Annotated in this window: 15 protein-coding genes and 1 riboswitch; of the genes, 8 read left to right on the top strand and 7 right to left on the bottom strand. The window is 68.1% G+C overall.

Features of this window, described 5'->3' with window-relative positions; translation table 11 throughout:
• The first annotated feature begins 30 nt into the window (after positions 1-30).
• On the top strand, positions 31-990 hold the full coding sequence (locus EV647_RS42650) for a hypothetical protein (protein WP_202871131.1): 960 nt from the start codon (positions 31-33) through the stop codon (positions 988-990).
• Between the two features lie 248 nt (positions 991-1,238).
• The gene (locus tag EV647_RS26735) at positions 1,239-1,868 is read left to right on the top strand and encodes a glyoxalase superfamily protein (RefSeq protein WP_134007427.1); all 630 of its coding nucleotides are present in this window, start codon (positions 1,239-1,241) and stop codon (positions 1,866-1,868) included.
• Positions 1,869-1,991: 123 nt separating this feature from the next.
• Here the strand turns inward: EV647_RS26735 and ribH are convergent, their stop codons facing one another.
• The 5 genes from ribH to ribD are packed head-to-tail and all read right to left on the bottom strand — an operon-like array spanning position 1,992 to position 6,108.
• Positions 1,992-2,468: a 6,7-dimethyl-8-ribityllumazine synthase gene (ribH, locus tag EV647_RS26730; RefSeq protein ID WP_134007425.1), complete on the bottom strand. Its 477-nt coding sequence runs from the start codon at positions 2,466-2,468 to the stop codon at positions 1,992-1,994.
• Positions 2,468-3,706, bottom strand: a complete 1,239-nt coding sequence (locus EV647_RS26725) for a bifunctional 3,4-dihydroxy-2-butanone-4-phosphate synthase/GTP cyclohydrolase II (protein WP_134007423.1) — start codon at positions 3,704-3,706, stop codon at positions 2,468-2,470. Before EV647_RS26725 ends, ribH begins: the two co-directional genes overlap by 1 nt.
• Entirely contained in the window at positions 3,707-4,381 is a 675-nt protein-coding gene (gene pnuC / locus EV647_RS26720; protein ID WP_134007421.1) for a nicotinamide riboside transporter PnuC, read from the bottom strand.
• Positions 4,378-5,079 carry a riboflavin synthase gene (locus EV647_RS26715; RefSeq protein ID WP_134007419.1) on the bottom strand — a complete coding sequence of 234 codons (702 nt, stop codon included), beginning with the start codon at positions 5,077-5,079 and terminating at the stop codon, positions 4,378-4,380. The genes pnuC and EV647_RS26715 overlap by 4 nt, the downstream gene beginning before the upstream one ends.
• Positions 5,080-6,108: a bifunctional diaminohydroxyphosphoribosylaminopyrimidine deaminase/5-amino-6-(5-phosphoribosylamino)uracil reductase RibD gene (gene ribD / locus EV647_RS26710; RefSeq protein ID WP_202871132.1), complete on the bottom strand. Its 1,029-nt coding sequence runs from the start codon at positions 6,106-6,108 to the stop codon at positions 5,080-5,082.
• A 188-nt stretch (positions 6,109-6,296) separates the two neighbouring features.
• A riboswitch (FMN riboswitch) is annotated at positions 6,297-6,430 on the bottom strand.
• Positions 6,431-6,743: 313 nt separating this feature from the next.
• Here ribD and EV647_RS26705 point away from each other — a divergent pair.
• From EV647_RS26705 to EV647_RS26685, 5 genes are all read left to right on the top strand, one after another.
• Positions 6,744-7,595 (top strand): ABC transporter substrate-binding protein, encoded by an 852-nt coding sequence (locus tag EV647_RS26705; protein WP_134007417.1) that lies wholly within the window; start codon positions 6,744-6,746, stop codon positions 7,593-7,595.
• Positions 7,595-8,350 (top strand): amino acid ABC transporter permease, encoded by a 756-nt coding sequence (locus tag EV647_RS26700; RefSeq protein WP_134007415.1) that lies wholly within the window; start codon positions 7,595-7,597, stop codon positions 8,348-8,350. Before EV647_RS26705 ends, EV647_RS26700 begins: the two co-directional genes overlap by 1 nt.
• A complete protein-coding gene (locus EV647_RS26695) occupies positions 8,337-9,074 on the top strand; it encodes an amino acid ABC transporter ATP-binding protein (protein WP_134007412.1) in 738 nt (245 codons plus the stop codon). The genes EV647_RS26700 and EV647_RS26695 overlap by 14 nt, the downstream gene beginning before the upstream one ends.
• 86 nt (positions 9,075-9,160) lie before the next feature.
• Positions 9,161-9,880 carry a polysaccharide deacetylase family protein gene (locus tag EV647_RS26690; RefSeq protein ID WP_238177400.1) on the top strand — a complete coding sequence of 240 codons (720 nt, stop codon included), beginning with the start codon at positions 9,161-9,163 and terminating at the stop codon, positions 9,878-9,880.
• 117 nt (positions 9,881-9,997) lie between these two features.
• Positions 9,998-10,738, top strand: coding sequence for a polysaccharide deacetylase family protein (locus tag EV647_RS26685; RefSeq protein WP_238177399.1), 741 nt, complete (start codon positions 9,998-10,000; stop codon positions 10,736-10,738).
• A 19-nt stretch (positions 10,739-10,757) separates the two neighbouring features.
• Here EV647_RS26685 and EV647_RS26680 read toward each other — a convergent pair whose 3' ends face one another.
• Positions 10,758-11,510 carry an HAD-IIA family hydrolase gene (locus EV647_RS26680; protein ID WP_238177410.1) on the bottom strand — a complete coding sequence of 251 codons (753 nt, stop codon included), beginning with the start codon at positions 11,508-11,510 and terminating at the stop codon, positions 10,758-10,760.
• 107 nt (positions 11,511-11,617) lie between these two features.
• Between EV647_RS26680 and EV647_RS26675 the strand changes: the two genes are divergently transcribed.
• A complete protein-coding gene (locus EV647_RS26675) occupies positions 11,618-12,844 on the top strand; it encodes an MFS transporter (protein ID WP_134007406.1) in 1,227 nt (408 codons plus the stop codon).
• Here EV647_RS26675 and rpe read toward each other — a convergent pair.
• Entirely contained in the window at positions 12,809-13,474 is a 666-nt protein-coding gene (gene rpe, locus EV647_RS26670) for a ribulose-phosphate 3-epimerase (protein ID WP_134007404.1), read from the bottom strand. The two genes, EV647_RS26675 and rpe, sit on opposite strands and share 36 nt — an antisense overlap.
• Positions 13,475-13,527 lie beyond the last annotated feature (53 nt).

Raw genomic sequence — 13,527 nt, 5'->3', positions numbered from 1 at the left:
TTGTCAGGTTTTGCTCGCACGCTTGGTCGTATGACGACTTGGACCAAGGTGACCGGCGACTTCGACTTCCTCAACGGGTACTTCGACGTCCACCACCGAACCCTGAAACAGGCCTTCGTGGGGTGCGACGAATGGCTCGAGTACGACGGAACGACGACCGCGCGCACGTACTTCGACGGGCAGATCAGCATCGACGAGATGCGGTTCCCGACGAAGGGGTCGTACGGGCTGTCGCTGCGGCTGTTCGACCCGGTGAGCGAGCAATGGAGCATCTGGTGGGTCAGCAGCACCACGATGCAGTTGTACCCGCCGGTGCACGGCAGCTGGTCTGCCGACGGTTCACGCTGCCGGATGGTCGGCGAGGACACCCACGAGGGACGGCCCATCCTGTGCAGCTACGAGTGGTCCGACATCACCTCTGAGACCGCGCACTGGGAGCAGGCGTACTCCGATGACGGCGGCGAGACGTGGGAGACCAACTGGACCATGGACTTCACCCGGCGGCACACTCCCCCGCCCGCGCTCGACGTACCGAAGCTCACCGACGACTTCGACTTCCTGGTCGGCCGGTGGTCGTTCCACAACCGCCGCCGGCGGCCGGTCCTCGGCGAGCCGTTCGAGTGGTACGAGCACGACGCGACGATGGAAGCGACGACGTACTTCGACGGCGCGATCAGCTTCGACGAGGGCTGGTTCCCGAGCGAAGGCTTCCGCGGGGCGACGTTCCGTCTCTACGACCCTTCCGCGAAGGCGTGGTCCATCCACTGGATCAACAGCCAACGCGGCCGCCTCGAGTCCCCGGTCATCGGCTCTTTCGAGAACGGCACCGGCACCTTCGAAGGCCCCGACGTGTGGGACGGCCAACCCATCGACGTCCGCTTCCTCTGGATCCCCGGCACCGACAAGGCCGCCTGGGAACAAGCCTTCTCCACCGACCACGGCCAAACCTGGACCACCAACTGGCAGATGGAACACACCCGCACCGACTAATCCCATCCCACGCGCGCTACGCACGCTCCCACCCACACGGCGTCGACGGCCGGCGTGCGTCCCGCCACCGGCAGGGCGTCACGGGCCGCTGAACTGGGGAAAGGACGGGGCTCACGCGGCCGGGGGGGACAACTCGCTGTGGTAATCTCGACGTCGCAGGCGCGGGTTCGAACCCGGTTGTAGGGCGCAGCGGCAGAGCAAGCCGAAAGGGCAAGGCCCACCTACTTCACGACCGAAGACGGAGCGCCATGCCCAAGCTCGAAACCTACAAGAAGCAGGCGAAACTGCTCGTTCGCTGGCACCGCGAGGGAAACTTCTCGATCGGCGGTCGCATCCGACAGCTCGCGCGCTATCGCACGTTGTCCGACCGCGAAGCACTCGCGCTGAAGTTTCCCCTCACCGAAGCCCAGGAGATCATCGCCCTCGAAGCGGGCTGCGCCAGCTGGGCCGAACTCAAGGCGAGCACGGAAGCGGCCCAGCCCAACGGCGAGCAGCCGCGGACTCAGGACACGGCAGTCGCCAGCGCCAAACCGGTGCTGTACGTCGCCGACGTCGATGCCTCGGCCGCGTTCTATCGCGACCAACTCGGCTTCCGGATCGACTTCTTGCACGGCAACCCGCCGTTCTACGGATCGGTGTCGCGCGACGGCGCGACCTTGCACCTGAAGCTTGTCCACGAGCCGGTGTTCGCGGCCGGTGCCGCGGAACGAGAAGGGCTCATCATGGCGTTCGTCGATATGCCGAACGTCCGCGAGCTTTACGCGGAATATCGGGCCGCTAGCGCCGAGATCGTGCAGAAGCTGACCAAACAAGCGTGGGGCGGCACCGATTTCATCGTGCGCGACCCGGACGGCAACGCGATCACCTTCGTCGGCTGAGACCCGACGCGGCCGAGGCGCGCGCAGGCTCGATATCCAGTCGCCGGTAGCACATCCATCTCATCGGGAGCGCTGGCCAAGTAGTCGCCCGCGCGGCAGCGCGAACTCGCCGCGCGGGATGGACTACGCGTTCAGTTGGCGGATGGCGGCCAGGGTGGACAGGGCTGCTTGGGTTGCTTCGTAGCCTTTGTCTTCGCGGCTGTCGGGGAGGCCGGCTCGGTCCAGGGCCTGGGGGTCGTTGTCGCAGGTGAGTACGCCGAAGCCGACGGGGACGCCCGTCGTGACGCCGACCTGCATGAGGCCGTCCGTGGCCGCCTGGCAGACGTATTCGAAGTGGGGAGTGTCGCCCCGGATCACCACGCCGAGCGCGACAACCGCGTCGTACCCGGACTTTGCCGCATGCAACGCCGCGACGGGGAGCTCGAACGAACCGGGGACGCGGATGACGGTGTGGTCGGTGACGCCGGAGTCCTCCAGCGCGCGGAGGGCTCCGGCGAGCAGGCCGTCGGTGACCTTCGGGTGCCACTGGGCGGCGACGATCGCGACCCGGGCGTCCTCAACGCGGGTTACCTCGATGGTGGGTGCTCCACTGCCCGACATCAGCCGGCTCCGTCCTCTTCGGTCAGCAGGCCGCCCGGCAGGTGATGGCCCATTCGATCGCGCTTGGTGCGCAGGTACCGCAGGTTGTGCTCGGTCGGGTCGATGGAGATCCCCCGGCGCTCGACCACGTCGATGCCGTACCCCTGCACGCCCGCGAGCTTGTCGGGGTTGTTGGTCAGCAACCGCACTTCCTTGACACCCAGATCGGCCAGGATCTGCGCACCGGTCCCGTAGTCGCGCGCGTCCGCCGGCAACCCGAGATCCAGGTTCGCGTCGACCGTGTCCCGGCCCGCGTCCTGCAGCTCGTACGCCTGCAGCTTGTGCAGCAGCCCGATCCCGCGCCCCTCATGACCGCGCAGGTACACCACGACACCGCCCTCGGCCGCAACCTGCCGCATCGCCTCGTCCAGCTGCGGCCCGCAGTCACAGCGCAGCGACCCGAACACATCACCGGTCAGGCACTCCGAGTGCAATCGGACCAAAACAGGCCCATCATCCAGCGAGCCGCGCACCAGTGCGAGCTGCTCCGACCCGTCCACCGTGTTGCGGTAGCCGTGCGCAACAAAATCGCCGTACTGCGTCGGCAGCGTCGTCGTCGCGACCTTCTGGATCTGGGATTCGGTACGGCGCCGGTACCGGATCAGGTCGTCGATCGACACCAGGACCAGCCCGTGCTCGTCCGCGAACGTCCGCAGGTCGAGCCCGCGCTTCATCGTCCCGTCGTCGTTCACCAGCTCCGAGATCACCGCGGCCGGCGTCAGCCCGGCCATCCGCGCCAGGTCGATCGACGCCTCGGTGTGCCCGGGTCGGACCAGGACGCCGCCTTCGCGACCGCGCAACGGGAACACGTGCCCCGGCTGCACCAGGTCGTACGGCTCCGAGGCCGAATCGGTCAGCACCCGGATCGTCCGCGCCCGGTCGGCGGCCGAGATCCCGGTGGAGATCCCGTCCCGCGCGTCGACGGAGATCGTGTACGCCGTCCGCATCCGCTCCCGGTTGTGCGGCGTCATCAACGGGATGCCGAGCCGGTCGAGCTCCGCGCCCTCCATCGGCACGCACACCACGCCCGAGCTGTACCGGATCAGGAACGCCAGCAGCTCCGGCGTCGCCTTGGACGCGGCGAAGATCAGGTCGCCCTCGTTCTCGCGGTCCTCGTCGTCGACCACGATCACCGGCCGGCCGGCGCGGATCTCGTCGATCGCGTGCTCGATCGTGTCGAGCTTCAGTACGTCGCCCATCTACCCCACCACCACAGGCTCAGGAGCTTGAACCCGCTCACGGTTCTGGATCTTCCACCACGACACGAACCCGACGACGCAGAACAGCCCGTACACGATGTACATCGTCGCCGACGGGTAGAACCCTGCCTTCACCAGCAGCGGTACGCCGACCACGTCGACAGCGATCCAGATCAGCCAGAACTCGACGAAGCCACGCGCCATCCCGTACGTCGCCAGGATCGACCCTGTGAGGATCCACGCGTCCCACTGCGGGCCCCACGATCCGAGCTCACGCAGCACGAAGTACGAGATCGCGTACAGGACCACCGCGATGCCGCCGAGCTCGAGCCGCTCGCGGGCGGTCGCCCAACGCGGCTGGACGCCCGTGGCGGCGCCGCCGTGCCGGGTCTGATACCAGCGGTACCACCCGTAGAGGCTGACGATCGCGAAGAACACCTGGCGGCCGGCCTGCCCCCAGAGGTCCTTGTCCTGCGGGGTGTCGAAGATCCCGCCGACGAAGACGGTGAACAGCAGGACGTTGCCGACGATGCCGACCGGCCACGCCGACACCAGCCGGCGCATGCCGAAGAGTGCACTGGCCAGACCGAACACGTTGCCGACGATCTCCCGGACCAGGACCTCCGACCCGGCGATCGTCACCGTGGAGTGCAACAGCCAGTCGATCGGGTTCACCGCACGCCTCCGTTGTCCGTCACGATGTTGTCCTTGACGATGCTGTCCTTCACGATGCTGTCTTTCACGATGCTGTCGTTCACGACGCTGTCCTTCACGTTGCCTGCCGTCAGAAGTCTTTCGACGTACTTCGCGATCACGTCCACCTCGAGGTTGACGGTGTCGCCGACCGAGTTCCCGCCCAGCACGGTCAGCTCCAGCGTGGTCGGGATCAGGCTGACCCCGAACGTCCCGGACGCGTCGTCGACATCGGTCACGGTCAGCGAGACCCCGTCGATCGCGATCGAGCCCTTCTCGGCGACGTACTTGAGGATCTCCGGGGACGTCGCGATCCGGACGTCCTCCCAGTGCTCCCCCGGCGTCCGGCCGGCGATCGTGCCGGTGCCGTCGACGTGGCCCTGGACGATGTGCCCGCCGAGCCGTTCGTGCGCGGCGACGGCCCGCTCGAGGTTGACCGGCGAGCCCTTCTGCAGACCGCCGAGGCTGGTCCGCTCCAGCGTCTCGCGCATCACATCCGCGGTGAACACGCCGCCGCCGTACTCCACCACCGTCAGGCAACAGCCGTTGACCGCGATCGAGGCGCCGTGCGCGGCGTCCTCGGTCACCTTCGGTCCGCGGATGGTGAGCCGCGCGGCGTCGCCGTCGAGCAGGTCCAGGGACTCGACGGTGCCGAGTTCTTCGATGATGCCGGTGAACATCTACTTTCCTCCCAGAGGAACCAGGGTCAGCCGGACGTCGTCGCCCAGGCGGGTGACGTCCGCTAGCTTGAACCGCCGCAGGTGGTCGATCGATTCCGCGCCGAGGTCGCCGACCGCGCCGTACCCGGAACCGAGGACGGCCGGGGCCACGTACGCGACGATCTGGTCGACGAGCCCGGCGCGCAGGAACGCGGCGGCCAGGGTCGGGCCGCCTTCGAGCCAGAGGTGCCGGATCTGCAGATCGTCCAGCTGCCGGAGCACCTCGGCGGGATCGTGGGTCGGCAGCAGCAACGTCTCCGCACGGTCGTTGCGGACCCGCGCGGTGGGTGGGATCTCCCGGTCGCCGACGACCACCCGCAACGGCTGCCGCGCCGCGGGTACGTCGTTCTCGTCGCGAACCGTCAGCTCGGGGTCGTCGACCAGCACCGTCTGGGTACCGACGGCAATCGCATCGCACTCGGCCCGTTGCCGGTGTACGTCGGCGCGTGCGATCGGCCCCGTGATCCATTTACTGCTCCGGTCCGGGGCCGCGGACCGCCCGTCGAGCGTGGTCGCGAACTTCCAGGTGACGAACGGCCGACCCGTCCGGATGCTGTGCAACCAGACCTGGTTGACCGCCTCCGCCTCGGTCTGCAGGACGCCCTGTACGACGTCGATGTTCTTGTTCCGCAGCTTGTCGGCGCCCCCGGAAGCGGTCCGGTTCGGATCGGGTACGGCGTACACGACCCGGGCGACCTCGGCCTCGATCAGGGCGTCCGCGCACGGACCGGTCCGGCCGGTGTGGTTGCACGGCTCGAGCGTGACGTACGCCGTACCGCCGCGGGCTCGTGCCCCGGCCATCCGGAGCGCCTCGACCTCGGCATGCGGGCCGCCGGCAACGGCATGGAAGCCCTCGCCCACCGGATGCCCGTCGCGGCCGGTGATCACGCACCCGACCACCGGGTTCGGATGGGTGCTGCCGGTACCTCTCGCAGCCAACTCGACAGCACGCCGCATCCAGGCGATGTCGATCGGCGACGCGTCGTTCACTTCTCGGGCCCCTCGTCGTCACGGACGCACTCCGGGGCCTCGACCGGCACGTCTGCTCCGTCGCCCTCACCGTCCGGACCTCTCGTCCGGCCCGGTCTCGCGGTCCGTCGCCGGACCTCTCGCCGCCGCGTCCCGTGGGCTGTGCAGTCCACGCTCCGCGCCGTCGGGCGCCAGAGCACACCCGCCGACCGCGTGCGCCTCCCATCCGGACTTTCACCGTCGGTCCTGGAATTCCACCAGGTCAACCGATCGCCGAACCGCAGCGACCGGGTCGCGGACTGTAACCGCCGGCTCGGAATTACACCGACCCCGGAGCACGCGAGTGGGTTCACTCGTGCTTCAAGTATGCCCCTCCCCGCAACCCGCACCACGACCCAGGTCACATCGTGAGCCCATCCGCCCGACAAGGAACATGCCGCGGGGACTGGGAACAGGGTATTTCCTGTCCCCAGTCCCCACGGGGGGTTCCCAGTCCCGATCCACCGCGGCCGGGAGCCCCGATATAGCACGATTTGAGTAGACATTCGGCGCTGTCTCAGGCTTCGTCGGCGGGGAATGCGGGTCGCTCGGCTGGTGTTGGCTTGCTCCGGCGGGGCGAACCGTCCTGCCTTCGTTGACGTTGTGAGGAGACAGTTGTGCGCGCGTTCGGCGCTTTTCGGCGGGTTGTCGCAGTGGTCGGGGCCATCACCTTGGCGAGCGCGATGGTTGCCTGTGGCAGCAATCAGGACAAGTCCGCGGGCGGCGAGGATCTGGGGCTGATGTCGGCGGGGACGCTGCGGATCGGGACCCTGACCGACGCGCCGCCGAACGTCTACGTGAAGGACGGGAAGTTCACCGGCTTCGACAACGACCTGATCACCGCGGTCGCGGCGAAGCTGAACCTGAAGCCGGAGTTCGTCGGGACCGACTTCTCCGCGCTGCTGTCGCAGGTGAACGGCGGCCAGTTCGACCTCGGGAGCTCGTCGATCACGGTCACCGAGGCCCGCAAGAAGACGGTTGCGTTCAGCAACGGGTACGACTTCGGCTACCTCGGCCTGAACACCACCAAGAGCTCCGGAATCACGTCGTTCGACCAGCTCACCGGCAAGCGCGTCGTGGTCGTCCAGGGCACCGTCCAGGACGACTACGCCACGCAGAAGAACCTGAACCCGGTCCGCGTCCCGAACTACAACGCCGCGCTCGGCCAGCTCAAGGCCGGTACGGCGGACGCGTGGGTCTCGCCCGCCGAGATCGGCGAGAAGATGGCGAAGGAGCAGGGCGGCGGCACGGTGATCCTGGCCGCGAAGGAGCTGAGTGACGCGCCGATGGCGTTCGCGGTGGCGAAGAGCAACGACAAGCTCCGCGAAGCCGTGAACAAGGCGCTCGACGAGGTGATCGCCGACGGCACCTGGACCAAGCTGGTCGAGCAGTACTACCCGGGCCGCGCCGTACCGGCGAACTTCAAGCCGGGCAGCGGATCGGTCAAGTTCACGGCTCCCAAAGCCTGATGGACATCTGGTCCACCCTGAGTGACACCTTTCTCGACTGGGAGTCGATGAAGGCGGTCCTGCCCGAGATGCTGAAGGTAGGACTGGTCAACACCCTGATTCTGGCGGCCGCCTCGGTCGTGCTGGGCACCCTGCTCGGCATGATCGTGGCGGTCCTCGCCTTGTCCAGCAAGCGCTGGCTGCGCTGGCCGGCGAAGATCTACACCGACATCTTCCGCGGCCTGCCCGCGATCCTGACCATCCTGCTGATCGGCCAGGGGCTGTCCCCGATCACTCGGCACTGGTGGGGCCCGAACCCGTACCCGCTCGGCATCCTCGCGCTCTCCCTGATCGCCGCGGCGTACATCGGCGAGATCTTCCGTTCCGGCATCCAGAGCGTGGAGAAGGGGCAGCTCGAGGCCGCCCGTGCGCTGGGCTTCAGTTACACGAGCGGCATGCGGCTGGTCGTCATTCCGCAAGGGGTACGGCGGGTTCTGCCGGCGCTGGTGAACCAGTTCATCGCGCTCGTGAAGGAGTCGAGCCTGGTGTACTTCCTCGGCCTGCTGGCGAGCCAGCGGGAACTGTTCCGGATCGGTCAGGACGCTGCCGCGACCAACGGAAACCTGTCCCCGTTGCTGCTCGCGGGCATCTTCTACCTGCTGATCACGGTCCCGCTGACGCACTTGGTGAACCACTTCGACAAGCGGCTGCGTGAAGGACGACCGGTCGAGTCGGAGGACGTAGAACTGGAGGAGCTCGCGCGTGCGAACCGTTGAGGCAGCGAGCCTGGAGGTGAGCGGTGTCGAGCTCGCCTTCGGCAGCAACAAGGTGCTGCGCGGCGTCGATCTCGCCGTACCTGCGGGGCAGACCGCGTGCGTGATCGGCCCGTCGGGGTCAGGGAAGTCGACGCTGCTGCGTGCGATCAACCGGCTGCTCGAACCGGACGCGGGTGATGTGAAGCTCGGCGGCGAGTCGGTACTGCGGGGCGATGCCGACGTACTGCGACGACGCATCGGCATGGTGTTCCAGCACTTCAACCTGTTCCCGCACAAGAGCGTGCTCGACAACATCACGCTTCCGCTGCGCAAGATCAAGAAGCTCGACGCCGAGGCGGCACAGGCGGCGGCCCGCGCGCAGCTCGAGTTGGTCGGCCTGGCGCACAAGGCCGGAGCGCGACCCGGGAACCTGTCCGGCGGTCAGCAGCAGCGGGTCGCGATCGCGCGGGCGCTGGCGATGGAGCCCGAGGTGATGCTGTTCGACGAGGCCACGTCGGCGCTCGATCCCGAGCTGGTCAAGGGCGTGCTGTCGCTGATGGCGGACCTCGCCGAGGCCGGGATGACGATGGTCGTGGTCACCCACGAGATGGGGTTCGCCCGCGAGGTCGCCGACCAGGTGGCCTTCATGGACCACGGCGTCGTCGTCGAGTCCGGCGTACCCGAACAGATCTTCGACGCCGCCGAGTCGGCTCGGTTGCGCCAGTTCCTCTCCCAGGTGCTCTGAGACCCGTCCAGCCCTGGCCCCAAGAGACATCTGGGCGCACGATGGAACAACCCCGTTCGGGGGTGGAGCAGCAACTGGGGGTAGTCGTGTCTCCATATCGTCGGTCGTCCGGGCGGTCCAGCCGGTTCGTGATCGCAGCAGTCGCCGTCGCACTCTCCGTTTCGCTCGGCCTGGTGGCGACAGCCACGTCCCAGGCCACGAACCGAGCAGCTACCAGCTCGGTCGCACAGGTCAGTACGACGAGCAAGTACGTGTATCTCACCTTCGACGACGGCCCGAGTTCGCGCTACACCGCGCAGATCCTGAGGATCCTTCGCGCCTACGGGGCGAGGGCGACCTTCTTCGAGATCGGCCAGAATGTGGCGCGCTACCCGTCCCTGACCCGACGGGTCTATCAGCAGGGCAACAGCGTGCAGAACCACACCTGGTCCCACCCGGACCTCCGGCACGTCTCCTCGAGCGCCTTCAGGTCCCAGGTGCAGAAGACGGACCGGTACATCCGGGCCCAGACGGGGTACACCCCGCGCTGCCTCCGGCCGCCGTACGGCGGGACGAACAAACTGGTCTCGCGGAGGGCTGCTGCCCTCGGCAAGAGCATCCGCCTGTGGACCATCGACACCCGCGACTGGTCCCGCCCGGGCACGTCGGTGATCGTGCGCCGGGCACTGGCGCACGTACACAGCGGTTCGGTGATCCTGATGCACGACGGCGGCGGAAACCGCAGCCAGACGGTCGCCGCGCTGCCGACGATCCTGCGGACCCTGAAGGCCAGAGGCTACGGCTTCACCACCATGTCCTGCACCTGACGCGCGTCCGCTATCCGTGACTTGTTGACGGGGAAGCGGCGTGGTGCCTGGCTTTCGAGGCCGACGCACCCAGGGTGGACCGCAGGAAGCGAGCCACCCACCGCCCTGGGGGGATGCATGGATGTTCGTTTGACGCGGTCCGGTCATCGCATGATCGGGCTCGCGATGATGATGCTGGTGAGCGCGGTGATCGGCTCGGTGGTCGTCGCTGCGGCGAAGTCACCGGCCGGACCATCCACGCCCACGTCCACTCCACCCGCAGCGGCACCTGCGACGCCGACGAAGACGCCACTGCCGACCAAGTACGTCGTACTGACGTTCGACGACGGGCCCGATGCCACCTACACCCCGATGGTGCTCGACATCCTCGCGAAGTACGACGCCAAGGCCACGTTCTTCGAGGTCGGGCAGAACGTCCGGAAACATCCCGAGCTGACCAAGCGGGTCCACGGGGCCGGCCACAGCGTGCAGAACCATACCTGGACGCACGCCGACCTCCGGCTCCTCGGCGCCGCCGCGTTCCGCCAACAGATCACGTCGACGGACCAGGCCATCCGAGCCCAGATCGGTAGTACGCCGGCGTGTCTGAGACCGCCGTACGGCGGGGTGAACCCGGCCGTCCGGCAACGGGCGAAGGCGCTCGGCAAGGACCTCGTGGTGTGGACCGTGGACTCGCGGGACTGGACCAAGCCCGGTACGGCGGCGATCGTGCAACGCGTGCTGAAGAACGTGCACAGCGGCTCCGTGATCCTGATGCACGACGGCGGCGGCAACCGCACCCAGACCGTCGCGGCACTGCCCACGATCCTCAAGACCCTGAAGGCCCAGGGCTACGGTTTCCGCGTTCTGACCTGCTAGGGGGTGGCATCAGCCACCCCTAAGACAGCGCGGTCACCAGCGGTACGACGTCGGCGATGGACTGGACCACGCGGGTCGGGCGGTACGGGAAGCGCTCGACCTCGTGGTCGGCGGTCGATCCGGACAGCACGAGCACGCTCCGCAGGCCCGCCTCGAGACCGCTGATGATGTCGGTGTCCATCCGATCACCGATCATCACGGTGGTTTCGGAGTGTCCCTCGATCCGGTTCAGGGCGCTGCGCATCATCAGCGGGTTCGGCTTGCCGACGAAGTACGGCGCGACGCCTGTGGCCCGGGTGATGAGCGCGGCCACCGAGCCGGTTGCCGGCAGCGGACCTTCTTGTGACGGGCCGGTCGGGTCCGGATTGGTCGCGATGAAGCGGGCGCCTTCGGCGATCAGCCGGATCGCCTTGGTGATCGCCTCGAACGAGTATGTCCGGGTCTCGCCGAGGACGACATAGTCCGGGTCGCGCTCGGTCAGCACGTACCCGATCTCGTGCAGCGCGGTGGTCAGTCCTGCCTCGCCGATCACGTACGCCGTTCCGCGCGGCCGCTGGTCGTCGAGGAACTGCGCGGTGGCGAGCGCGCTGGTCCAGATCGACCGCTCCGGGATGTCGATGCCCGCGGCAAGCAGGCGGGCGCGGAGGTCGCGTGGGGTGAAGATCGAGTTGTTCGTGAGGACCAGGAACTTCTTGCCGGACGCCTGCAGCGCCGCGATGAACTCGCCGGCTCCGGGAATGGCGCGTTCCTCGTGCACCAGCACGCCGTCCATGTCGGTCAGCCAGGTATCCACCGGTTTGGGGTCGGTCACCCGCTCATCGTAGAGGCCTGACCGGCTGGGGCACGGAAACTGTCGGCGGCGGGAGCAAGAATGCGGGCATGGATTTGGCCGTGTACCGCGAGTTGTGGCGAGCGCACGGTGTGATGACGCTGCTGGTGGCTTCACTGCTCGCCCGGCTGCCCATGCTCGCGACGATGGTGCCGATCGCGTTCCTCGCCAAGGACGCGAGCGGCTCGTTCCGGTGGGCAGGCGTTGTCGCTGGCTCCTATTCGGTCGGTGCGGCGGTTGCGGGACCGCTCTGGTCGCGCACGGCCGATCGGCGGGGACCTCGTGGCGTCTTGCTCGCGACGGGGATCGCCTGGAGTGTCGCGCTGTTCACGATCGCTCTCCTGCCGTCCGGGCTGCATCGGTTGCTGCCGCTGCTGGCTGTGATCGCGGGCGCCCTGGTGCCGCCCGTCATGCAGACGTTGCGGGCCGCGTGGCCTCGGGTCGTCTCGGGCCCGGCATTGCGGACGGCGTACTCGGTGGATGCGACGGCGCAGGAACTGTTGTTCATGGTCGGGCCGATGCTCGGGGCAACCGCGGTGAGCGTGGCGAGCCCGCGGGCCGGCGTACTGCTCGCGGCGGTGATGTCGGCCGTCTTCATCTGGTGGTATGCGCTCCGACAACCCGAGCCGCTCCCCCGCGACCACCACACCACGGTGCCGCTGACCGCGCGGCAGTTGCTCTGGCATCGGCACCGGTTGCCGCTGATCCTCGCGTTCGGCCTCTGGGTCATGTCGTTCAACGGGATCTCGCTGGCCATCGTCGCGTTCGCCGACGACCACGGTCAGCGGCTGATCGCCGGGATCTTCGAGGCCGTCTGGGCGTTCGGCAGCCTGGTCGGCGGCGCTGTCGCGGGCGCGTTGCCCGGACGGCGTACGTCGTACCTCTGGCGGCGGGCTGCTCTGGTCGCGGTGGGGATGCTGTTGTGCGTCTTCGCTACCTGGTCGTCGGTGTCGCTCGGGATCGCGTTGACGGTGTCGGGGCTGACGTTGGCGCCGGCGATCGGTGCGCTGTACGGGCGGCTGGGTTCGTTGACGCCCGACGTCGCGCGGACCGAGGTGTTCGGGTGGATGGGCAGCGCGGCGACCGGCGGTGCGGCGATCGGGGCCGCGGTGGCGGGTGCGGTGATCGAAGGCTTCGGCGTGCGGTATGTGTGGCTGCTGGCCGCCGTACTCGCGGTGGTCTCGACGGTCTTGCTGCTGCGAGTGCCGCCGGAGGTCGGGCCGGAGCCGAGCGGGCCTGACTTACCGGCCGGCGGACTGCTCGGCGAGACCGCGTAACTGCTCGACCATCGCGTTCGGGTCGTCGGCGGCGTACACGGCCGAGCCGGCCACGAACACGTCCGCGCCTGCCTCCGCGCAGCGCTCGATGGTGTCGGCCGAGACACCGCCGTCGATCTCGATCCACAGGTCCAGGCCGTGCTTGTCGAGCAGTTGGCGGGTGCGGCGGATCTTGGGTAGGCAGACGTCGAGGAACTTCTGACCACCGAAACCTGGCTCGACGGTCATGATCAGGATCATGTCGAGCTCGGCCAGCAGGTCCTCGTACGGCTCGATCGGAGTTGCGGGCCTCAGCGCCATCGCCGCCCGTGCGCCCTTGGCCCGGATCTCCCGCGCGGTCCGGATCGGCGCCCGGCAGGCCTCGACGTGGAACGTGACGCTCGACGCGCCCGCCTCGACGTACCCAGGCGCCCAGCGGTCCGGGTCCTCGATCATCAGGTGACAGTCGAGCGGCAGGTCGGTCGCCTTGGCCAGTGACTCGACCACCGGCAGCCCGAGGGTCAGATTCGGCACGAAGTGGTTGTCCATCACGTCGACGTGCAGCCAGTCCGCATTCGACACGGCAGCCGCCTCGTCAGACAGCCGCGAGAAGTCGGCGGCCAGGATGCTGGGCGCGATCTGAATCCCCATGGCGTCAATCTATCGACCCACCCACCGCCGCCCGTCAGCGCATGCCGCGCTGT

It is taken from the genome of Kribbella sp. VKM Ac-2566 (genome assembly GCF_004366005.1).
GTDB classification, from domain to species: Bacteria; Actinomycetota; Actinomycetes; order Propionibacteriales; family Kribbellaceae; genus Kribbella; species Kribbella pratensis.
Note: the sequence above shows the minus strand (reverse complement) of the source record. Positions and strands in the feature narration are given on the sequence as shown.

What these genes read in the sequence shown, in the direction of transcription:
- EV647_RS42650 (WP_202871131.1), top strand. Translation starts at nt 31, where the DNA reads ATGACGACTTGGACCAAGGTGACCGGCGACTTCGACTTCCTCAACGGG.
- EV647_RS26735 (WP_134007427.1), top strand. Translation starts at nt 1,239, where the DNA reads ATGCCCAAGCTCGAAACCTACAAGAAGCAGGCGAAACTGCTCGTTCGC.
- ribH (WP_134007425.1), bottom strand. Translation starts at nt 2,468, where the DNA reads ATGTCGGGCAGTGGAGCACCCACCATCGAGGTAACCCGCGTTGAGGAC.
- EV647_RS26725 (WP_134007423.1), bottom strand. Translation starts at nt 3,706, where the DNA reads ATGGGCGACGTACTGAAGCTCGACACGATCGAGCACGCGATCGACGAG.
- EV647_RS26715 (WP_134007419.1), bottom strand. Translation starts at nt 5,079, where the DNA reads ATGTTCACCGGCATCATCGAAGAACTCGGCACCGTCGAGTCCCTGGAC.
- EV647_RS26700 (WP_134007415.1), top strand. Translation starts at nt 7,595, where the DNA reads ATGGACATCTGGTCCACCCTGAGTGACACCTTTCTCGACTGGGAGTCG.
- EV647_RS26685 (WP_238177399.1), top strand. Translation starts at nt 9,998, where the DNA reads ATGGATGTTCGTTTGACGCGGTCCGGTCATCGCATGATCGGGCTCGCG.
- EV647_RS26680 (WP_238177410.1), bottom strand. Translation starts at nt 11,510, where the DNA reads ATGGACGGCGTGCTGGTGCACGAGGAACGCGCCATTCCCGGAGCCGGC.
- EV647_RS26675 (WP_134007406.1), top strand. Translation starts at nt 11,618, where the DNA reads ATGGATTTGGCCGTGTACCGCGAGTTGTGGCGAGCGCACGGTGTGATG.
- rpe (WP_134007404.1), bottom strand. Translation starts at nt 13,474, where the DNA reads ATGGGGATTCAGATCGCGCCCAGCATCCTGGCCGCCGACTTCTCGCGG.